We start from the raw sequence: 20702 nt of genomic DNA, 5'->3' as shown, positions 1-20702 counted from the left end.
CCACGGCTCGGGCGCCCACCCCACACCGGTCAGGCGAAACGGATCTCGACCAGGTGCGGCACGTACACCGACGAGTCGATGAACGTCATGTAGGTGATCCTTCCGCCGTCGCGGGCGAACTCGGGGTGCTCCTTGCCGGCGTTGAACAGCGACTCCGGGCGGGTCGGCTCGGGGCGGAACACGACCTGCGGCTCGCTCCACGGGCCGGTGAGCTCCGGGGCCGTGCGCAGGACGAGCAGGTTCTCGCGCCGGTACGTCGTCAGCGAGATGAACGCACCCAGGTGCTCGTTCCAGGACGAGGACATCTCGTTCGGCACGTCCGAGAACAGGCATGCGGTCGGTGCGAACGTCTGCGCCCACCGGGGCTGCACGTCCGGTCGCTGCAGGGTCGGCGCCTCGACCAGGTAGGAGTAGGCGGAGATGTCCTCGATGTCCTGCGGCCGGACCCGAGCCAGGTACATGTCGCCCGACGACTTCTCCGCCGGCTGGATCGAGCCCCACAGGTAGAGGTGGTCGCCGTGCTCCTGCACCCAGACACCGAAGCCGGGCTCGTCGCCCTTCCACCACTCGTAGCTGCCGTCGGGTGCGGGCATCCGTTCGAAGTAGTGGTCCGGTCCCGCCTTGGCCACGCCCATGCCATCGAGGACGAAGGTCTCGAACACGTCGACCTCCGGGTCCATGGTGATCCGGTGGTAGTAGAGGTACAGCCGGTCGCCGACCTGGGTGCCGTGGATCGCCCACAGTCGCTGCCGCGCCCTGTGCTCCGGCGGGATGAACGGGATCAGCTGGCGTGCCCGGGACCCGTCCGGCTCGGTCAGGTACCGGAACTCCCGGACCCCGTCCGAGAGGTCCTGCAGCGGCACGATCGCCCCGGTGTTCGACAGCACCTCGGTGAGCTCGAAGCCCCGGATGGAGTCGAACGGGCCCTCGATGGTGTCCCCGAAGATCCAGAACGTGCTGCCGTCGGCCAGTTCCACCGAGCTCACCGCGTCCTGCCCCGTGATGTCGACGTCGTTGTTCAGGAACTGGACGCCGAGGTCCCGCACCGATGCCACCAGCGGACTGTCCTGCAACGTCATCGTCGCCTCCTGCTCCCGTGGGTGCCCCCTCGAGCACCGGGATCAACACTAGCCAGCGGCAACGGGCCGGCGGCTCGAATACCAGCCATCGGTGTGCTAGGAGTCGAGCCGGCCGGGCCTGCCGTAGGCCTCCAGCAGCCGCAGCCAGACCTCGCTCATGGTCGGGTATGACGGCACCGCGTGCCAGAGCCGGTGCAGCGGTACCTCCCCCACCACGGCGACGGTCGCAGAGTGGAGCAGCTCGGCCACGTCCTGCCCCACGAACGTGACCCCGACGAGCACCTCGCGGTCGGTGTCCACGACGATCCGCGCCGTGCCCGTGTACCCGTCCGCCTGCAGCGAACCCCCGGCGGTCTGCCCGATCTCGTAATCGAGGACCCGGGTCGCCAGGCCGGCCCGTTCGGCCGCGGCCGCGGTGAGCCCGATGGAGGCCACCTCGGGGTCCGCGAACGTCACCTGCGGGACGCTGCGGTGATCCGCCGTGGCCACGTGGGTGCCCCAGGCTGCGTCGTCGACCGCCCGGCCGCGGGCACGCGCCGCGATCACGTCGCCGGCGGCTCGGGCCTGGTACTTGCCCTGATGGGTGAGCAGGGCGCGGTGGTTCGCGTCCCCGACGGCGTACAGCCAGTCGATCGGCGCGCCGTCGGCGCCGAGGACCCGCAACGTTTCGTCGGTGGGCAGCCAGGCGCCGTCGTCGAGCCCGACGGCGTCCAGCCCCAGGTCGTCCGTGCGCGGTTCGCGGCCGGTCGCCACGAGCAGCTCGTCCGCGGTGAGCGTGCTGCCGTCGGACAGCGCGAGCCGCACCTCGCCGCCCGCCTGCGGCCGGGTCACCTCGTCGACACTCACACCGAGGCGCACGTCGACCCCGGCCTCGCGCAGGCCGGCGCCGACCAGCTCACCTGCGAACGGTTCCTCCTTGGCGAGCAGTCCGCTGCGCACCAGGAGCGTGACCGCGGCGCCCAGGTCCGCGTACGCGGTGGCCATCTCGACGGCCACCACGCCCCCGCCGATGATGGCCAGCCGGCCGGGGATCTCCGTCGCGGACGTGGCCTCCCGCGAGGTCCACGGGCACGCGGCCCGCAGGCCGGGGGTATCGGGGACCGCGGCCCGCGACCCGGTGCAGACCGCGACGGCGTGCCGAGCCCGCACCGTGCGGACGACCGTCTCGCTCGCGTCGTCGTCAGCGACGGTCGAGGTGGTCACCTCGACGGTCCGCTCACCGGCGAGACGACCACGACCGCGCAACAGGTCGATGCCGGCCGAAGCCACCCAGTCGACCTGACCCGAGTCATCCCAGTCGCTGGTGAAGGAGGTGCGCCGCGCGAGGACCGCAGCAACGTCCAGTGGGCCGGTGACGGCTTCCCGGGCGCCGGCGACCCGCTGGGCCGCGCGGCGGGCCGCCCCGCTGCGCAGCAGCGCCTTCGACGGCATGCACGCCCAGTAGGAGCAGTCGCCTCCGACGAGTTCGTTCTCCACGAGCAGCACGCTCAGTCCGCCCTGGACGGCGCGGTCTGCGACGTTCTCCCCGACCGCCCCGCCGCCGATGACGATCAGGTCGTACTCCGGCTCGATCCGGTCCTGCGTGGCACCCTGCTCGGACATGTGTGAATCCCCTCGGCGGATCGGCGTCGAGGCCGGCGGTGGACACCGGACGGCCCGGTTCGCACCCTAACCCGCACCCCGTCCGCCGGATAGGTCCACCCGCTCCGAGGAACGACCCGATGAGCCGGTGTCGGCGCGTCCCGTTACGCTCGGGCCCATGCCAGCGACTCTTCGCCGACCCCCGCCGATGCCGTGATCGAGTTCCGCGGCGTCGGGAAACGCTTCGCGGACGGGACGGACGCCGTCATCGACTTCAACCTGGTGATGCCCTCGCACCAGGTCACGGTGCTGGTGGGGTCGTCCGGATCCGGCAAGACGACGATCCTGCGGATGATCAACCGGATGGTCGACGCCACCGAGGGCGAGGTGGAGATCGACGGTGAGAACGTCGCCACCCTGGAGCCGGTACAGCTGCGACGGCGGATCGGCTACGTCATGCAGAGCGCCGGCCTGCTGCCGCACCGGCGCGTGCTCGACAACATCACCACCGTGCCGCGCCTGAACGGCATGGGCCGCGCCGCGGCCGACGAGCTCGGCCTGTCCCTGATGGACACCGTCGGGCTGGACCGGTCCCTGGCGCGGCGCTACCCGCACCAGCTCTCCGGTGGGCAGCAGCAGCGTGTCGGCGTGGCTCGCGGGCTCGCGGTGGACCCGAACATCCTGCTCATGGATGAGCCGTTCGGCGCCGTGGACCCGATCGTGCGCGCGGACCTGCAGGCCGAGCTGATGCGCCTGCAGCGGGACATCGGCAAGACGGTCGTGTTCGTGACCCATGACATCGACGAGGCGTTCCTGCTCGGGGACCAGGTCGTGATCCTGTCCACCGGTGGGGTGATAGCGCAGAAGGGCACCCCGGCCGAGATCCTCGCCAACCCGGCCAGTGACTTCGTGGCCGACTTCATCGGCGCCGACCGTGGCCGCCGTGCCCTGCGGATCGTCGACCAAGGTGGGCGACGCATCGTGGTCGATGGCGACGGGCGGGCCGCCGGGGTGCTCACCGACGATTCGGCGGCCCGGTGAACTGGGTCGGCGCCAACCGCGACCTCATCGTCGAGCTGACGCTGACGCACGCCAGGCTCAGCCTTCTGCCGATCCTGATCGGGTTCGTCGTGGCCGTCCCGCTCGGCGCGTTCGCGTGGCGCTTCCGATGGGCGCGCGGTCTGACCCTGACCGTCGTCGGCCTGCTCTACACCATCCCCTCGCTGGCGCTGTTCGTGCTGCTCCCACCGATCATCGGAATCAGTTTCCTGAGCGAGCTGAACGTGACGATCGCGCTCAGCATCTACGCGGTCGCCCTGATGACCCGGTCCGCGACGGAGGCCCTGGAGTCCGTGGACCCGGACGTGCGCGGTGCCGCGTCGGCGATGGGTTACTCCGGGTGGGGACGGTTCTGGGCGGTCGACCTGCCGCTCGCCGGTCCGGTGCTGCTCGCGGGCCTGCGGGTGGTGTCGGTGAGCACGGTCAGCCTCGTCACGGTCGGCGTCCTGGTGGGTAGCCGCAACCTCGGCTACCTGTTCCTGAACGGCCTGCAGCGCGGCATCGTCGCCGAGATCGCGACCGGGATCGTCATGACCGTCCTGATCGCCGTTGTCTTCGATCTGCTCCTCGCCACCGCCGGGCGCCTCGTGATGCCGTGGACCCGTGGCGCCGGCGCCGGCGCCGGCCGGACCCGACGGGCCGCTCGACGCGTCGCCCTCACGGAGGGTCCGACATGAACCTGTTCCAGGACGCGCTGGCCTGGCTCACCGACCCCGAGCGCAGTTCCGGTCCGAACCCCCTGGTGGACCGGATCGGTGAACACCTCTGGTACACCGTGCTCGCCCTCGTGGTCTCCGCGCTCATCGCGATCCCGTTGGGCTACCTGATCGGGCACACCGGGCGCGGGCGACAGCTGGCCGTCCTCGGGTCAGGGGCCGCGCGGGCGCTGCCCTCCCTGGGACTGCTCACGATCTTCACGCTGCTCGTCGGCGTCGGGAACGCCCAGGTCGCCGCGATCGCCGTGTTCGTGATCCTCGGGGTGCCCTCGATCCTCGCCGGGGCGTACGCGGGGGTGGAGGCCGTGGACCGTACCGTCGTGGACGCGGCGCGTGCGATGGGAATGACCGAGACCCAGATCCTGTTCAGGGTTGAGGCGCCACTGGGTCTGCCGCTGCTGCTCGGCGGTCTACGCAGTGCCGCGCTGCAGATCATCGCCACGGCGGTCCTTGCGGCCTACGTGGGCCTCGGCGGTCTGGGTATCTACATCCAACGGGGTATCTCATTGCGGACCTACGACGAGATGCTGGGCGGGGCGATCCTGATCGTCCTGCTCGCGCTGGCCGTGGACGCCGTGTTCGCCATCGGCGAGTGGGTCGCGCGGCGGGCCATCGGCTCCGGCCCGACCCGCTCCCGGCCTCACCCGGACCGAACCGAACCACTCACCACCGACCAGCAGTCAACACTGGAGGAGATCCGATGAGCATCCGAACCGTCCGGACGGGGCGCCTGGCCACAGGCGCAATCGCCGTCGGCGCCGTCCTTGCCCTGGCCGCCTGCGGCTCCGGCGACCCGCTCGACCCGGAGGACTCCGACTCGGAGACCGGCGGCGGCAGCGCCTCCGGTCCGATCGTGATCGGCTCGCAGGCCTACTACTCGAACGAGATCATCGCCGAGATCTACGCCCAGGCCCTCGAGGCGGACGGGTTCGAGGTGGAGCGGCAGTTCCAGATCGGCCAGCGCGACGTCTACATGGCGGCCATGGAGGACGGCTCGGTCCAGCTGATCCCTGAGTACTCCGGCAACCTGCTGCAGTTCTACGACGCGCAGACGCAGGCCCGCAGCACCGAGGACGTCGCCGCCGCGCTGCCGGACGCCCTGCCCGAATCGCTCACGGTGCTCGACCCGGCGGACGCCCAGGACGCCGACTCCTACAACGTCACCGCGGCCTTCTCCGAGGAGAACGGCATCACGTCGCTCGCCGACCTCGCCGGCTACGAGGGCACCATCACGGTCGGCGGCAACGCCGAGCTCGAGTCGCGCCCGTACGGCCCCCCGGGACTGAGCGAGTTCTACGGCGTCGAGGTGGAGTTCCTCGCCATCGGAGACAGCGGTGGCCCGCTCACCAAGGACGCGATCCGGGACGGCACCATCACCATGGGTGACATCTACACCGCCGACCCGGACCTCGCGACCGGCGACTTCGTCACCCTCGAGGACCCGGAGAGCATGATCCTTGCGCAGAACGTGACCCCGGTGGTCGCGGCCGACCTGGCCGAGGACGTGGCGCCCACCCTCGACGCGGTGAACGCGCTGCTGACCACGGAGGAGCTCATCGCTCTCAACGCGAGCAGTGTCAACGACGAGCAGGACTCGGCGACCATCGCGACCGCGTGGCTGACCGACAACGGGCTGCTCTGATCCGATGAGCGTGAGCACGGACATCCTGACCGACGGATTCTCCCGCGTGCAGGGTGTGGTCCACCGCATCCTCGCTGGCGCCGACGAGGCGGTCCTCACCGCTCGGCTGGACCCGGCGGCGAACACGATCGCCTGGCTGGTCTGGCACCTGACCCGGGTGCAGGACGACCACATCGCGGACGCCGCCGGATCGGACCAGGTGTGGACCTCGGCCGGTTGGGCGGACAGGTTCGACCTGCCGTTGCCTGCCGCCGACACCGGCTACGACCACTCGGCCGAGCAGGTGGGCCTGGTCCGCCCGGCCGTGCAGGACCTGCGCGGGTACCACGACGCGGTCCACGCCCGCACCCTCGGGTACGTGGCCGGACTCACCGAGGACGACCTCACCGCCGTCATCGACACGAGCTGGGACCCGCCTGTCACCCTCGCGGTGCGCTTGGTCAGCGTCATCGCCGACGACCTGCAGCACGCGGGTCAGGCGGCGTTCATCAAGGGCGCGCTCGGCCGCACCTCCTGACCGGGCACGGACGGCCCGGGTCCCACGGACCCGGGCCGTCCGGCCGTTCACCCGCCTTGCTCGGCGGTGTGGATCAGCGCACCTCGGCGAAGAACTCCCGAACGTCCGTCACGAACTCCTCGGGGGCCTCCATCGCGGGGAAGTGGCCGCCGACCTCGTACTCGGTCCAGCGACTGATGTTCCCGGTGTCGATGAGCGAGCGCACCGAGGTGTCGGCCGCGAACACGGCCACCGCGGTGGGCACCGACGGTTGTGACCACTCCTCGCCTCCGTCCGCGGCCGTGCCGACGCCGTCCGCATCGGGGCGCTCATCGCCCTCGACGCCCGGCAGAGCCCAGGCGAGTTCGCCGTTCATTGACTCGTAGACGAAGTTCGCCGAACCTGCCCCGCCCTGGAAGAACCAGGTGAGGGTGACGTTGGTGAGGAGTTGGTCGCGGTCCACGGCGTCCTCGGGAAGTTGCTTGGCCGGATCGGTCCACGCCTGGAACTTCTCGACGATCCAGGACAGTTGTGCGACCGGTGAGTCCGTGAGCGCGACCGCGATCGTGGACGGCTGGTTGCTCTGCAGCAGGAGGTACCCGGACCGGTGCTCGCCGAGCTCCGCCTCCACGCTCAGGCGCTCCTGCTCCCGAGGGGTGAAGCTCTGACCCGCGGTGGGCTTGGCGAAGTTGGTCGGTCCGTTCATGTGGATCCCGACGACGGACCCCGGCGCCACCCCGGCGAGCATGCCGGCCACGCCGGCGCCGATGTCGCCGCCCTGCGTGCCATACCGCTCGTACCCCAGCCGGCGCATGAGCTCGGCGTACGCGTCGACCGTCCGCGGTAGACCCCAACCGGTGGTCGCCACCTCGGGCGAGAGCCCGAATCCCGGCAGGCTCGGGATCACCAGGTGGAACGCCCGGCTCGGGTCGCCGCCGTGCGCCCGCGGATCCGTCAGCGGCCCGATGACCTTCTCGAACTCGGCGACCGTGCTCGGCCAGCCGTGGCTCATCAGCAGGGGCAGCGCGTCCGGTTCGGGCGAGCGCACGTGCAGGAAGTGGATCGCCTGGCCGTCGATCTCGGTGGTGTAGTTCGCGTACGCGTTCAGCCGTGCCTCCTGCGCCCGCCAGTCGAAACCGGTGCGCCAGTACTCGGCGAGCTCGCGCAGGTAGCCGACCGGGGTGCCACGCTCCCAGCCGACACCGGGCAGGGCGACCGGCCACCGGGTGCGGGCGAGCCGCTCGTGCAGGTCGTCCAGCTCGGCCTGCGGGATGTCGACGGAAAAGGGCCTGATCTGCGTGTTCATCTCCATACAGACGACAGTACGGACAAATGTGGCGGGCTTGCTTCCGCATCTTCTGCCACGATCAAGGAATGATCTCCACGTCGGCCCGACTGCTCCGGTTGCTGTCCCTGCTGCACGCCCATCGCACCTGGTCCTCCGGAGATCTGTCGGAGCGCCTGGGAGTGAGCACCCGCACGGTGCGCGCGGACATCGAAGCGCTGCGCGAACTCGGATACCCGGTCGGTGCGGTGCCCGGCCCGGGCGGCGGCTATCGACTCGTGGCGGGCACCAAACTGCCGCCGCTGCTGCTCGACGACGAGGAGGCCGTCGCCGTCGCCGTCGGCCTGCGCTCCGCGGCGACCGGCGTCGTGGGCGGGATCGAGGAGACCTCACTGCAAGCACTCGCCAAGCTCGAGCAGGTACTGCCCGGTCGGCTGCGGCACCGGGTCGCCACGTTCACCGAAGCCGTGGTTCCGATCCCGACGGCGGAGCCCACCATCGCCGTCGACGTGCTGACCGCGATCGCGTCGGCCGCGCGTGAGCACCAGCGCCTACGGTTCGACTACAGCGACCACCGTGGCGCGATCACGCGGCGCGACGTCGAGCCGCTCCGACTCGTGCACACCGCCAGCCGCTGGTACCTGGTGGCATGGGACACCGATCGCAGGGACTGGCGCACGTTCCGCGCCGACCGTCTCGAACCGAAGATCCCGCTCGGCCCTCGCTTCGCCCCGCGCGAGCCGCCGGCGACGGACCTCGCGGGATACGTCAGCGAGCGCACCGGGACCGCGGTCTGGGAGGTCCAGGCACGCATCCGCCTGCACGCCCCAGCGGCCGCGGTGGCGGGACGGATCAACCCGACGATGGGGTCGGTGACGCCCATCGACGACGAGCACTGTGAGTTCCGCACCGGTGGTTCGAGCCTTGCGGTGCTCGCGAGCTACCTCGGTCTGCTCGGCGTGGACTTCGAGGTGATCACGCCCGCGGCCCTCGTCGAGCACGTGCGCGCGCTCGGCGCGCGGTACCAGCGAGCGGCGGACGCCGCGGGGTGAGCCCCACGGAAGGTGACGCGTCAGCGCTCGGTGGGCTCCGCCGTCGGGGTTCTGATGCCGATCCAGGAGAACGTCGCACCGATCCCCATCAGGACGGCGCTGACCACGAGTCCGCGGTAGAACCCGGCCAGGTCGAGCGCTCCGCCGACGATCACGCCGATCATCGCCACCGCGACCAGCCCGGCCACGCGGGCGATCGCGTTGTTGACGGCCGAGGCGATGCCGGCACGCTCGGAAGCCACGGCGCCGAGCACCGCGGACGTCAGCGGGGCCACGGTGATGCTCAGGCCAAGCCCGAACACGATCACGCCGGGCAACATCTGGGTCCAGTAGTTCAGCGGCTCGGTGACGCTCAGCATCAGCAGGAACCCGGCGCCGGCGAGCAGTGGTCCGACGGTCATGAACAGCCGCGGCCCGAACCGTCCGGCCAGCCGCCCGAACGTCGAGGACAGGGCGATCATCAGGATCGTCGTCGGGATCGTGGCGAGCCCCGCGAGGGTGGCACCGAAGCCGGCCTCCTGCTGCAGGTAGACGACGATCACGAACCCGGACAGGCTCAGGGCGGCGTAGACGAACGTGGTCGCGAGGTTCCCCCAGGCGAAGTTGCGCGCCCGGAACAGCCCGAGCGGCATGATCGGTTGGGCCGTGGTCGCCTGCCGGTGCAGGAACAGGGCAAGGGAGATGACGCCGACGGCCATCGGGACCCAGATCGCCGGGTGTGACCAGCCCAGGTTCCCGTGCTCGATGAGAGCGAACACCGTGCCGCCAAGGCCCAGGACGGCCAGCACCGCGCCCGGGTAGTCGATCGTGGCGTCGGGGCGACGGACGTCACGCTGCTCGAGCCGCCCGAGCAGGTACAGGCAGACCCCGATCGGCAGCACGTTCACCAGGAACGCCGCGCGCCAGGAGACCAGATCGATGAACCCACCGCCGACCAGTGGCCCGGCGAGCTGGGCCACCGACGTCCACCCCGTCCACGACCCGATCGCGCGCGCCTGCGCAGCGCCCGAGAAGTTGGACATGATCAGGGCGAGCGAACTCGGCACCAGGAGCGCACCGGCGACACCCTGGAGCGCACGCATCACCACGATGAACTCGACCGTCGGCGCGACGGCGATCAGGACCGACGTGACACCGAACCCGATCAGGCCCACCCGCAGCACCACGAGGCGCCCGTACACGTCGGAGAGGGACCCGGCGATCAGGATGAGAGCCCCGAGCGTGATCAGGTACGCGTCGACGATCCACTGCTGTGAGCTGAGGCCTCCACCCAGTTCGTCGCGGATCGCGGGCAGCGCGACGGTCGCGAGCGTGCCGTCCAGGAACGAAACGAACGATCCGAGCACGGCGATCGCAAGCACCAGGCGCTGTTCGCGCGTCACGTCGGCAGCCTAGCGCGCGGGGATAGGTAGGCTCGGGCCGGGTCCGGCGCCGTGGCGGTGGCCTGGGGATCAGGCAAGCGATCGTCGACATCGGGGACCATACGTGAGCGAGAGTACGGCCGGAGCGGCACACCTCGGGGGTTTCCCGGGCACGCCGCCGCAGAGCGCGCCGCAGCAGTTCGACCACTGGGCGGACGGGGTCCGCATCACGGTGCGGGCGGCTCCCGAGCTCGCGGACCATGCGAACTCGTTCCTCGGGCACTTTGCCGGGTACGGCGCCACGCTGCGCAACCTCGCGGGCTTCCCGATCCATGTCGGGTTCAGCCCGTACATCATCCAGGAGATCGGTGCCGGCGCCTTCACGCTCCTGGGTGCGGACTACCGGCGGAACCCGCTGGCCGACACCACACCCGACCTGACCCTCCCGCTGTGGATCCACGGGATCCAGCAACGGTTCCGCGATGCGACCGGTACGGAGATGGACCCGATCACGCCGGCGTCCGTGGTGTCCTGCCAGCGCGGCATCGTGGACACGATCATCGCCGGCGCCGCCCCGCCGCTCTACCTCGAGCGGATCAGCGGTGCGACGAAGCGCGAGGACGGAACCCGGCTGACCGGGTGGATGCTCGCGAACGCCGGTCCGGCGACGGGTGCGCAGGCCGACCTGGTGGAGGTACCGGCGGCTGCACTGGTCTCGTTCGCGCCGTACCTGGCCGCGCCGCTGATGCTGCCGTTCGACCATTTCGTGATGTTCAGCGGCGGGCTGATCGCCGGCGCCTGGCACCTCCCACCGGAGGGTCGCCGACGGCTGGACAGCGACCCCTCGCTCCGGGGCGCGAGCATGCTCGAGGGCCTGCGCCTCGTCGGGCGTCCGCTGTTCGGCGCGGGCGCACAGGTTCGGCCGGTTCAGGCGGTGCCGATTCAGCCGGTTCAGGCGGTTCAGGCAGTGCCGGTTCAGCCGGTTCAGGCAGTGCCGGTTCAGGCAGTGCCTGTCCAAGCCGCCTCGACCCAGGACGAACCGCCACCCCCGGACACCCCGACGACCCCGACGCGCGAGAAGTTCACCGTCACCCTGTTCGGGCAGTCGTTCGCGGGTGAGGCCGATCCGCAGTTCCGCAAGGAGGCCGAGGCGATCGTCGGCTTCATCGGCAACCTGCACGCCGGCTCGATCAAGGACCTCGGCACCTTCTGGGGCGCCTTCTGGTGGCACTCGATGCACGCCGTCGACGGGGGCTACCGGGTGAGCCAGACGAATATCAACGCCGACCGCGACTCCGCCAACCAGTGGGACCTGACCCCGGCCGCGCGGCTACGACACGAGCAGACCGCGATCTACCGGTACCTCAAGGACGCGACGTGGAGTCCGGTCAACTTCAATAGGACGGTCCGTGTCGCCGCCGGCACCGACCTGACCGCCCCGGAGATCGCCATGACCCGGACCCAGCCCGACGGCGACTTCGGCGGCTGGGTCGTCGGCTCGCCGGCAGCGACCGACTTCGAGCTCCTGCGCGGGCGTGACCTGCACCGGCGGAACAGGAACCTGGCCAAGTACTTCGTGCTGCCGGTCGGCTATTCGGTCGTCGCCAGCGGCACCAGGATCGGCCGGCTCGTGGACCCCTCCGGCACGGTGCGCTGGACGAAGAAGTGAGCGGCCGGGTCCCTCACCCGGTCGCGTCCAGGTAGCGGCTGAGCACCTGCGCCTCCTCGCGGAGCCGCGCGCTGCCTTCGGTCCGCCCGGCCGCCTCGTACTCGAGATCCGCGTCGGTGCGCTCGCGCACCTCCCGCGCGACGATCGCGGCGACGTCGGCCTCGCTCAGGTCTCGGCGGGCCGTTTCCGCGGCGCCCAGCCCGACGGCGGCGCCTCAGGGTAGGGCGTGGCCCGCCGCGGTGAACAGCCGATACCACTCCTCCCGGGTCAGCGGGATCTCCGAGCCCGCCGCGGCGTCCGCCACCCGTTCGGGGTTGGTGGTACCGAGCACCACCTGCATGTTCGCGGGGTGTCGGGTGATCCAGGCGACGGCGATCGCAGCCGCGGGTACCCGATAGGCATCCGCCAGGTCGTCGATCTCGTCGTTGAGGGGGCCGAAGTGCTCTCGGTCGCCGAGGAACACCCCGGAGTCGAACCCGCTCTGGAACGGCGACCATGCCTGCAGGGTCATCCGGCTGAGCCGGGCGTGGTCGAGGATCCCACTGCCGCGGTCGATCGACTGCTCCAGGTGCGCCACGTTCGCGGAGAGCCCGCTCGCGATCAGCGGCGCGTGGACGAGGCTCAGCTGTACCTGGTTCACCACCAGCGGCTGGCGTACCGAGCGGCGCAGCACCTCGATCTGGCCGGGCGTGTGGTTGGAGACCCCGAAGTTGCGGACCTTCCCGCTGGACTGGAGCTCGTCGAAGGCCTCGGCGACCTCATCCGGTTCCATCAGGGTGTCCGGTCGGTGCAACAGCAACAGGTCGAGGTACTCGGTGCGCAGGGCGAGCAGCGACTCCTCGACCGAGCGGACGATGTGGGCCTTGCTGAAGTCGTAGAAGCCGTGCCGGATCCCGACCTTCGACTGGATGACCACGGACTCGCGCTCGGACGGGCTGAGGCTGATCGCGTCACCGAACCGTTGCTCGCACCCGTGCCGCTGGCCCCCGTAGATGTCCGCGTGGTCGAACGTGTTCACGCCGGCATCGCGGGCCGCTGCCACGAGGTGGCGGATCTCGTCGTCACGGAGTCGCTCGATACGCATCAAGCCAAGCACCACGTTGGAGGAGTGCAGGTCGGTGCCGTGGATGGGAAGGGTCAACATGGGTCCATCTTGGCGGCTACTCGACGAGTTTGCCTTCCTGGCTCACGTCCCCGATGAGTTCGGCGATCTCCGCCGACACCGGTGGGACCGGTTCGGCTACCACGCCCGCCCCCGGGGACCAGACCAGGTTGACCTGCAGTTCGGGATCCTGGTCCGGGTAGTCACTGCGGTTGTGGCAGCCACGGGACTCCCGGCGCTCCAGCGCCGCCGCCAGGGTCGCGCGGGCCGCCAGCGCGGAGGCCTTGAGGTCGAACGCGTGGGCGAGATCGGCGTAGCCGGCGATGTCCGGGTGGATGCCGACGTCCTCGATCCGCGCCTCGATCGCGTCGAGCTCGGCCAGGCCGGCGCGCAGGCCCTCCTCGTTGCGGACCACGCCGGCGTACTCGGTCATCGTGTTCCGGATCGCCCGCTGCAGGGCACGCACGTTCTCCGTGCCCTCGGCGGCCAGCAGGTCGTCGATCTCGGACCGGGCCCGGACGACGGCGTCCGCGGACCGGTGCTGCGCCTCGAGTCCGGCCGAGTACGCGGCCGCGGCCTGCCCGACGATCCGCCCGAACACGAGCAGTTCGATCAAGGAGTTCCCGCCGAGCCTGTTGGCGCCGTGCAGCCCACTGGAGGCCTCCCCGATCGCGTAGAGCCCGTCGACGTCGGTGCCGTGGTCCTCCGGACGCACCCAGACCCCGCCCATCGAGTAGTGCGCGGTGGGTGCGATCTCGATCGGGCTCGTCGTGATGTCGAGCATCTGCAGCTCCAACAGGGTCTGGTACACCCGTGGCAGCCGCGTCATGATCGTCTCGCGCGGGAGATGGGACACGTCGAGCCACACCCCGCCGTTCGCGGTGCCGCGGCCCTCGCTGATCTCCGTGTAGGCGGCCAGCGCAACCCGGTCGCGGGTGGACAGTTCCATCCGCTCCGGGTCGTAGCGGGACATGAACCGCTCACCGAGACCGTTGCGGAGGATCCCGCCCTCCCCACGTGCCGCCTCGGAGACGAGGGTGCCGGCCGCGTTCTGCGGTTCGAGGATGCCGGAGGGGTGGAACTGCACGAGTTCGGGATCCCGCAGCCGGCCGCCCGCCTCCACGGCGAGCCTGAACGAGTCGCCCGTGTTCTCGTCCCGACGGGAGGACGTGCGGCGCCAGATCCGGGTGTGCCCGCCGGCGGCGAGGATGACCGCGTCGGCGTGGATGAGGTAGCGGGTGCCGTCCTCGAGGCCGAACCCGTACGCGCCGAACACCACGTTGTCCCGGACCAGGAGCCGGGTGATGTACACCCCGTCGAGGATCGGGACGTCGAGCTGCTCCGCCCGGCGGACCAGGGTCCGCTGGATCTCCAGGCCCGTGTAGTCGCCGGCGAACGCGGTCCGCCGGTAGGTGTGTGCGCCGAAGTACCGCTGCGAGATCCGGCCGTCGTCCTCGCGGGCGAACGCCATGCCGTAGCGCTCCAGGTCCGCGATCCCCTGGCCGGCGCCCTTGGTGACGATCTCCACGGTGTGCGGGTTCGCCAGGTAGTAGCTCTCCTTGATGGTGTCGGCCGCGTGCTGACGCCAGCTGTCCTGCGGGTCCATGGTGCCGAGCGCGGCGTTGATCCCGCCGGCGGCGAGCGCGGTGTGGGCGTCCATTCGCGGCCGCTTGCCGACCGCGAGCACATCGACACCGGACTCGGCGAGCTCGATGGCGGCCCGCAGTCCGGAGCCACCCGTCCCGATCACGAGGACGGAGGTGGAGACGCGACGTTCGGCTGCAGGCATGGGATGGGTCCTTCGGGTCGGAGAGTCGGAACCTGTCACCTCTATGACCACGCTACGTCCGAGGACGTGACACGGCCCTGGGCCCAAGGTCCCTGGACACCGGTGGCAGGGCGCGGGAGGGTACCGGGTGTGGCGCGCACCGACCGGACCGGCATCTGGCCCCTGATCCACGCTGAACGAGCCGCCCTCGCGGCCGACGTCGCCGACCTCGACGAGGATGCCTGGCGGACCCCCTCCCTGTGCGCGGGCCTGACCGTGCGGGAAGTGCTTGCCCACCTGACCGCGGGCGCCAGCCTGAACGGGATCCGGTGGTTCGCCGGGGTGGTCCGGTGCCGATTCGACTTCGACAAGCAGGTCCGGATGCGCCTGGACGAGCAGCTCGGGTCGTCCGGGGCGGACACGCTGGCGCGCTTCAACGCCGTCCGCGGCGGCACCACGACTCCCCCGCTGCCGCGCCCGGCGATCCTCGGCGAGACGATCGTGCATGGCAGCGACATCCGCCGTCCGCTCGGTCTGGTTCGGGCGTTCCCCACGGACACGCTCGTCACGTTGGCCCGGTACTACGCCGGCACGGACCAGGTGGTCGTGGCGAAGGGCCGGATCGGCGGACTGCACCTGCGGGCCGACGACTCCGACTTCGAGGCGGGCTCCGGTGCGCCCGTGGTCGGATCGACGCTCGCGCTGATCATGGCGATGACCGGTCGCGTCGACTACTGCGCGGAGCTCACCGGCGAGGGTGCCGCGGTCCTCGCCGAGCGGGCCGTGATGTCCTGAACCCGGCCCGCCGCCCGGCGGGCCGGGACAGCGACCGGTGACCCGCACTCACCCGAGATCCTTCTCGGCCAGCTCGCGGAAGTCGTCCGGCACACCTGCGCCCCGACCCAGCGTGGCAGGCAGGTAGCCGACCGCGTTCTTGCCGAACCTCGCCCGGGCGGCATCCATCGAGGCGTCGAGTGCCCACCGGGCCGAGCCGATCGCCGAGCCGGGCCGCCACGGGTCCTCGGTGCCGAGCGGCAGTTCGAGCTGCACACCGTGCTGGGGACCGAGGTTGGAGACCGAGATCGCGAGCAGGCTCACCTCGGGCACCGGCTCCCCCTGGTCGCCGAGCGCCTGCCAGACGAGACGCTCCGCCACCTCGGTGATCGTGAGCGTGGACGAGACGGGCGCGCCAAGGGTGCTCGATCGGGTCACGGTCCGCATTCCTGCGAGGCGCACCCGCACGGTGATGGTGCGCCCGGCCCGGGCCTTCGCGCGCATCCGCCCACCGACCCGCTCCGCCAGGTGACCGAGCACGGATCGGACGAGCTCCGCCGTCGGCTCCCTCCGTCCGAGAGCGGACTGGGCGCCGACGGACCGGGCCCGCTGACCCGAGGACACCCGCCGGGGGTCCTCGTTGTGGGCGAGGGCGTGCAGCCGCTCGCCGGCGGCCGGGCCGAGCAGGGAGCGCAGCATCGCCGGGGTGGCCTGCCCTAGCTCACCGATGGTGTGGATGCCACGATCGGCCAGGTGCTGCTGGGTCACCGGTCCGACGCCCCACATCAGCGCGACCGGCAACGGCTCGAGGAACTCCCGCTCCCGCTCCGGTTCGACCACCACCAGCCCGTCGGGCTTGGCCACCTGGGAGGCAACCTTCGCGAGGTGCTTGGTGCGGGCGGCCCCGACCGAGATCGCGAGTCCGACCTCGGCCCGCACCCGGGCGCGCAGCCGGGCGCCGATCACGCCGGGCGGCCCGAACAGATGCACGGAACCGGACACGTCCAGGAACGCCTCATCGATCGAGATCCGCTGCACGGCCGGGGTCAGGTCCCCGAGGATGTCCATGACCTGGTCCGCCAACGGCTGGTACCTCGAGAAGTTCCCGCGCACGAAGACCAGCTCCGGGCACAGCCGGGCGGCCCGCCAGCCCGGCATCCCGCCCTGCACGCCGAACGCCTTCGCCTCGTAAGACGCCGCGAGCACGACGCCGCCGTGCGCACTGCCGCCGACGGCGATCGGCCGACCCCGCAGCGCAGGGTCCAGCAGTTGCTCGACCGACGCGTAGAACGCGTCCAGGTCGGCATGCAGGATGGTCGGTCCGACGAACACGAACCCGAGTCTAATCGCACATCCGTTCGACGTCGATGGGTTCCGCCTCGAGCCGACCGCGATCGTCGTCGGGGCATGCCCCAAACGGAACTAGTCATTGACAAGTTCTCGGCGTGCCACCTAATCTAGACAGCGACAAGTTCGCGTGGAGGAGCCGCTGCGAATGAACTCTCAGGCACAGGAGTGGACAGATGGAACCGGTGATCGTGTTGGTAGCGGTGACGGGCGTGCTCCTGGTCGTCGGGCGGATCCGGGTCCGACCGCCGCGGCGCCCGGCCGTCGCTCTCCGTGGCGGCCTGGCGGCCATGTTCCTGCTCACCGGCGGTTCGCACTTCGTCGGCATGCGACCCGAAATGATCGCGATGGTGCCCGACTGGGTGCCCGCTCCCGAGCTGGTCGTGACCCTGACCGGTCTCGCCGAGATCGCCGGGGCGATCGGGCTGCTCTGGCCGCGCACGGTGGCCGCGGCCGCCACCTGCCTGACGCTGCTGCTCGTCGTCATGTTCCCCGCGAACGTGAACCTTGCCCTCTCGGGCGGCTCGCTGCCCTGGTGGGACGAGCTGCTCCCGCGCACCATCCTGCAATTGGTGTTCCTTGCGGCCACCACGACCGTCGCCGTCGATGCCGGGCGCCGCCACCGCCGCGGTCCGCGGCGCCGGGACGAGGACGTGCGCGAACCGGACGCGGTGCGCCGCGGCGCCCGCTGAGGTTCAGCCCGCGGTGACGGCCCAGGTGCCGACGTCCGCCAGCGTGACACTCTCGAGCACGGCGGAGTCCGCGGTCAGCAGCGCCACGCAGTCGACGAGGGGCTCGTCGTCCGTGAAACCGGCGGTCGCGGAGCCGTCGACGGTGCAGTCGTAGTCACCGATCACCTGCAACGGCTGCGCATCGGCGCCGTTGGAGACCTCACCGGACCACTGGTCGGGCGCGAGCGATGGCATCAGGTCACGGTCGACGTCCTGGATCGTGCCCTCCGTGAGACCCATGGTGACCGTCAGGAACCACGGGCTCCGGCCTGCCAGCGAGGACGCGTCGACACCCATGCTCTCGAGGTCCTCGACGGTGCCCGCGCGGACGTCCGTCACCGTCACGGCGAGCGTCGCCGACTCCCCGGCGCTCACCTCGACCGACGTCCCGACGGCCAGGTCGTCACCGCCGCCGCTCGCCGTGGAGCAGGCGGACGTGAACAGGAGGAGGGCCGTGGTCGCGGCCACGACAGACCGGATGCGGCACATCCGCACAGACTAGCGGCGGGTTCCGGCCCGAGGAGGCCACCTCGTCGACGGCGTCAAGGCGCGCCATCGGGATCAGGGTGCAGACCTCCTCGCGAAAGCCCTCGTCCCGCCGCGCCCACAACGGCGTCTCGATCGCGCCCGGCAGGATCGCGTTGACCCGCACCGTGGTGCCGTGGTCGACGGCGAGCTGACGGACCAGGGCACCGAGGCGAGTCGAGCCGGGACCACCGCTCCTCGATCTCGGTGACCACCGCTGACCGCGGTTCATGCGCCGCGCCCGCCGTCGACCGGCCGGTGCTCCGCCCGGCCTTACGGACCGAGGCGTCATGCCGGCGGAGCCGGGTACCCGCCCGCGCCCGCATCGCGGTGGATCGGGCCGCTCAGTTCCGCCAACGGACGACCGGAACCGCCCGCACGTGTCGCAACCACGTGCGACATGATCGACACGGCGGTCTCGCGAGGGCTGCGGCCGGCCAGGTCGAGGCCGACGGGTGAGTGCAGCCGGGCCAGGGCGTGCTCGCCGAGGCCGCGTTCGCGCAGACGGTCGAGCCGGTCGGCGTGCGTGCGGCGCGAACCCATCGCCCCGACGAAGCCGAGGTCGGCGCCGAGCGCGACCTCGAGCAACGGCTCGTCGAACTTCGGGTCGTGGGTGAGCACGAGGACCACGGTGCGGGCGTCGACCCGGCCCGCGGCCAGTTCCCCGGCCAGGTAGCGGTGCGGCCAGTCGATCACGACCTCGTGGGCATCCGGGAACCGTGCGCGGGTGGCGAAGGCCGACCGCGCGTCGCAGAGCGTCACCTCGAAGCCGAGGAACCTGCCCATCGACACCACGGCGGCGGCGAAGTCCGTGACCCCGGCGACGATCAGCCGCGGTGGCGGCGCGACGACGTCGACGAGCACGCGGATGCCCACGCCCTGCCGGGACCCGTCGACCCCGTAGGTGAGCTCCGCGGTCCGACCGGTCTCGAGCACCGCCGCGGCGTCGGCCGCCAACGCGGCGTCCAGCCGGACCGACCCGGTCGCCCCCGTCGCCCGGCCCACGTCGTCGACACTCAGCACGGCACCCTGACGGGTCACCGCGCCCTCGGCACCGTCGACCACGGTGGCCAGGGCCGTGGCCCGTCCAGCCGTCACGGCAGCCGCGAATGCCGTCAGCGCGACCGCTGCGGCGCCAGCGTCGCCGGCCGGTGCGGACCCATCGCCCGGCTCCACCCGCTGGACGAGCACCTCGATCGTCCCCCCGCAGGTGAGCCCGACGGCGCCGGCCACCTCATCACTGACGCCGTACCGCACGAGGCGAGGTGCGCCGTCGGCCAGGACCTCGCCCGCGAGGGCGTGGACGTCCCCCTCCACGCAGCCGCCCGACACCGACCCGACCACGGACCCGTCGGAGCGCACGAGCATCCGCGCCCCACTCTCGCGGGGCGCCGAGCTCCAGGCCGAGACGACCGTGGCGAGCGCGAAGGGTTCGCGCTCACGCGCGATCGCATCGAGGACGGCGTCCATCAGGCCTCGCGCATCGCCCGAGCCCGGAGCCGGGGCAGGATGTGCTCGGCGTAGCGCTCGATGAAGGCGGCCTGGTCCGCGCCGGGGTCGTGGAACACCAGGTGCGTGAAGCCCATCTCGACGTAGGACCAGATCGCCTCGACGTGCTCATCGGGGTCATCGGAGACGATCCATCGGCTCGCGGTCCGCTCGACCGGGAGGGCGTCGGAGAGCCGCTGCATCTCGACCGGGTCCTCGACACCGGTCTTCTCCTCCGACGTCAGCGCGAGCGCGCCCCAGTTCCGGGTCGCGTCCATGGCGCGGGCACGGTCGGTGTCGAATGAGACCTTCACCTCGATCGTCAGGTCCAGGTCCGCGAGGGTCCGCGCCGACTTCGCGGCGCCGTCGGCAAGCGCCGGCAGCAGCGTCTCGGTGTAGAGCTCGCGGCCCTTCCCGCTGGTGCAGATGAAGCCGTCGCCGAGGCGGCCGGCCAGCCGGGTGGCCGACGGCCCCGAGGCCGCGATGTAGATCGGCACCGGGGACTCGGGCAGGTCGTAGATGGTCGCGTTGCGCGTGCTGTAGTAGTTGCCTTCGATCGTGACCCGCTCACCCGCCCAGAGCGCCTGGATCAGCGCAATGGCCTCCTTGAACCGGGCGAACCGCTCCTTGCCGTCCGGCCACTCGAGTCCGAGCGGTGACTCGTTCATCGCCTCGCCGGACCCGACACCGAGGATCACCCGCCCAGGGGCAAGGCAGCCGAGCGTCGCGAACGCCTGCGCCACGACGCCGGGGTGATAGCGCAGGGTCGGCGTCAGCACGCTCGTGCCCAGGAGCACCCGCTCCGTGCTGGCCGCCGCCGCACCGAGCCACGGCAGGGCGGCCGGTGCGTGGCCGCCGTCATGGCGCCACGGCTGGAGGTGATCGCTGACGAAGACCGAGTCGAAGCCGGCCTGTTCGGCAAGCACGGTATAGCCGAGCAGGTCGCGGGGGGCGAACTGCTCGGCGGAGGCCTTGTAGCCCAGGCGCAGCATGGTGTTCCTTCGGGGGGTTCGTCGGGTCGGAGGGT

21 protein-coding genes are annotated in these 20702 nt (G+C 71.2%); 9 read left to right on the top strand and 12 right to left on the bottom strand.

The window, feature by feature from the left end; all coding sequences use genetic code 11:
* Nucleotides 1-29: 29 nt before the first annotated feature.
* Both GKS42_RS12025 and GKS42_RS12020 read right to left on the bottom strand, forming a co-directional pair.
* On the bottom strand, nucleotides 30-1079 hold the full coding sequence (locus GKS42_RS12025) for a DUF5005 domain-containing protein (protein WP_154794038.1): 1050 nt from the start codon (nucleotides 1077-1079) through the stop codon (nucleotides 30-32).
* Nucleotides 1080-1175: 96 nt separating this feature from the next.
* A complete protein-coding gene (locus GKS42_RS12020) occupies nucleotides 1176-2681 on the bottom strand; it encodes a dihydrolipoyl dehydrogenase family protein (RefSeq protein WP_154794037.1) in 1506 nt (501 codons plus the stop codon).
* A 192-nt stretch (nucleotides 2682-2873) separates the two neighbouring features.
* Between GKS42_RS12020 and GKS42_RS12015 the strand changes: the two genes are divergently transcribed.
* Genes GKS42_RS12015 through GKS42_RS11995 form a run of 5 tightly spaced genes read left to right on the top strand, consistent with a single transcriptional unit; the run spans nucleotide 2874 to nucleotide 6594 of the window.
* Nucleotides 2874-3701, top strand: coding sequence for an ABC transporter ATP-binding protein (locus tag GKS42_RS12015; RefSeq protein ID WP_154794036.1), 828 nt, complete (start codon nucleotides 2874-2876; stop codon nucleotides 3699-3701).
* Nucleotides 3698-4396, top strand: coding sequence for an ABC transporter permease (locus GKS42_RS12010; protein WP_154794035.1), 699 nt, complete (start codon nucleotides 3698-3700; stop codon nucleotides 4394-4396). The genes GKS42_RS12015 and GKS42_RS12010 overlap by 4 nt, the downstream gene beginning before the upstream one ends.
* A complete protein-coding gene (locus GKS42_RS12005; protein WP_154794034.1) occupies nucleotides 4393-5139 on the top strand; it encodes an ABC transporter permease in 747 nt (248 codons plus the stop codon). Before GKS42_RS12010 ends, GKS42_RS12005 begins: the two co-directional genes overlap by 4 nt.
* Entirely contained in the window at nucleotides 5136-6077 is a 942-nt protein-coding gene (locus GKS42_RS12000) for an ABC transporter substrate-binding protein (RefSeq protein WP_154794033.1), read from the top strand. Before GKS42_RS12005 ends, GKS42_RS12000 begins: the two co-directional genes overlap by 4 nt.
* Before the next feature lie 4 nt (nucleotides 6078-6081).
* A complete protein-coding gene (locus tag GKS42_RS11995) occupies nucleotides 6082-6594 on the top strand; it encodes a mycothiol transferase (protein WP_154794032.1) in 513 nt (170 codons plus the stop codon).
* 73 nt (nucleotides 6595-6667) lie between these two features.
* Here GKS42_RS11995 and GKS42_RS11990 read toward each other — a convergent pair whose 3' ends face one another.
* The gene (locus GKS42_RS11990; protein ID WP_154794031.1) at nucleotides 6668-7885 is read right to left on the bottom strand and encodes an epoxide hydrolase family protein; all 1218 of its coding nucleotides are present in this window, start codon (nucleotides 7883-7885) and stop codon (nucleotides 6668-6670) included.
* Between the two features lie 62 nt (nucleotides 7886-7947).
* Here GKS42_RS11990 and GKS42_RS11985 point away from each other — a divergent pair, with 62 nt between their 5' ends.
* Complete coding sequence (locus GKS42_RS11985) at nucleotides 7948-8910, top strand: helix-turn-helix transcriptional regulator (RefSeq protein ID WP_154794030.1); 963 nt, start codon at nucleotides 7948-7950, stop codon at nucleotides 8908-8910.
* A 20-nt stretch (nucleotides 8911-8930) separates the two neighbouring features.
* Here the strand turns inward: GKS42_RS11985 and GKS42_RS11980 are convergent, their stop codons facing one another.
* Entirely contained in the window at nucleotides 8931-10292 is a 1362-nt protein-coding gene (locus tag GKS42_RS11980) for an MFS transporter (protein WP_168217819.1), read from the bottom strand.
* A gap of 103 nt (nucleotides 10293-10395) precedes the next feature.
* Here GKS42_RS11980 and GKS42_RS11975 point away from each other — a divergent pair, with 103 nt between their 5' ends.
* Nucleotides 10396-11940 (top strand): immunity protein Imm33 domain-containing protein, encoded by a 1545-nt coding sequence (locus GKS42_RS11975; protein ID WP_154794029.1) that lies wholly within the window; start codon nucleotides 10396-10398, stop codon nucleotides 11938-11940.
* 13 nt (nucleotides 11941-11953) lie between these two features.
* On the opposite strand, the gene GKS42_RS26800 is transcribed toward GKS42_RS11975, so the two are convergent.
* The 3 genes from GKS42_RS26800 to GKS42_RS11960 are packed head-to-tail and all read right to left on the bottom strand — an operon-like array spanning nucleotide 11954 to nucleotide 14831.
* The gene (locus GKS42_RS26800) at nucleotides 11954-12139 is read right to left on the bottom strand and encodes a GatB/YqeY domain-containing protein (protein WP_154794028.1); all 186 of its coding nucleotides are present in this window, start codon (nucleotides 12137-12139) and stop codon (nucleotides 11954-11956) included.
* Between the two features lie 15 nt (nucleotides 12140-12154).
* Nucleotides 12155-13084: an aldo/keto reductase gene (locus GKS42_RS11965; RefSeq protein ID WP_154794027.1), complete on the bottom strand. Its 930-nt coding sequence runs from the start codon at nucleotides 13082-13084 to the stop codon at nucleotides 12155-12157.
* Nucleotides 13085-13100: 16 nt separating this feature from the next.
* A complete protein-coding gene (locus tag GKS42_RS11960; RefSeq protein WP_154794026.1) occupies nucleotides 13101-14831 on the bottom strand; it encodes an L-aspartate oxidase in 1731 nt (576 codons plus the stop codon).
* A gap of 129 nt (nucleotides 14832-14960) precedes the next feature.
* Between GKS42_RS11960 and GKS42_RS11955 the strand changes: the two genes are divergently transcribed.
* Complete coding sequence (locus tag GKS42_RS11955) at nucleotides 14961-15605, top strand: maleylpyruvate isomerase family mycothiol-dependent enzyme (RefSeq protein WP_232848027.1); 645 nt, start codon at nucleotides 14961-14963, stop codon at nucleotides 15603-15605.
* Nucleotides 15606-15653: 48 nt separating this feature from the next.
* Here the strand turns inward: GKS42_RS11955 and dinB are convergent, their stop codons facing one another.
* The gene (dinB, locus tag GKS42_RS11950; RefSeq protein ID WP_154794024.1) at nucleotides 15654-16916 is read right to left on the bottom strand and encodes a DNA polymerase IV; all 1263 of its coding nucleotides are present in this window, start codon (nucleotides 16914-16916) and stop codon (nucleotides 15654-15656) included.
* 191 nt (nucleotides 16917-17107) lie between these two features.
* Between dinB and GKS42_RS11945 the strand changes: the two genes are divergently transcribed.
* A complete protein-coding gene (locus GKS42_RS11945) occupies nucleotides 17108-17623 on the top strand; it encodes a DoxX family protein (RefSeq protein WP_154794023.1) in 516 nt (171 codons plus the stop codon).
* A 3-nt stretch (nucleotides 17624-17626) separates the two neighbouring features.
* On the opposite strand, the gene GKS42_RS11940 is transcribed toward GKS42_RS11945, so the two are convergent.
* Genes GKS42_RS11940 through fgd form a run of 4 tightly spaced genes read right to left on the bottom strand, consistent with a single transcriptional unit; the run spans nucleotide 17627 to nucleotide 20667 of the window.
* A complete protein-coding gene (locus tag GKS42_RS11940) occupies nucleotides 17627-18130 on the bottom strand; it encodes a hypothetical protein (protein ID WP_154794022.1) in 504 nt (167 codons plus the stop codon).
* Entirely contained in the window at nucleotides 18066-18419 is a 354-nt protein-coding gene (locus tag GKS42_RS26930; protein WP_168217818.1) for an SDR family oxidoreductase, read from the bottom strand. The genes GKS42_RS11940 and GKS42_RS26930 overlap by 65 nt, the downstream gene beginning before the upstream one ends.
* Nucleotides 18420-18475: 56 nt before the next feature.
* On the bottom strand, nucleotides 18476-19657 hold the full coding sequence (locus GKS42_RS11930) for an XdhC family protein (protein WP_154794020.1): 1182 nt from the start codon (nucleotides 19655-19657) through the stop codon (nucleotides 18476-18478).
* The gene (gene fgd, locus GKS42_RS11925; protein WP_154794019.1) at nucleotides 19657-20667 is read right to left on the bottom strand and encodes a glucose-6-phosphate dehydrogenase (coenzyme-F420); all 1011 of its coding nucleotides are present in this window, start codon (nucleotides 20665-20667) and stop codon (nucleotides 19657-19659) included. The genes GKS42_RS11930 and fgd overlap by 1 nt, the downstream gene beginning before the upstream one ends.
* Nucleotides 20668-20702: the final 35 nt, after the last annotated feature.

Source organism: Occultella kanbiaonis (genome assembly GCF_009708215.1).
GTDB lineage: Bacteria > Actinomycetota > Actinomycetes > Actinomycetales > Beutenbergiaceae > Occultella > Occultella kanbiaonis.
The sequence above is the reverse complement of the archived record's forward strand: the minus strand, read 5'-3'. Positions and strand labels throughout refer to the sequence as shown.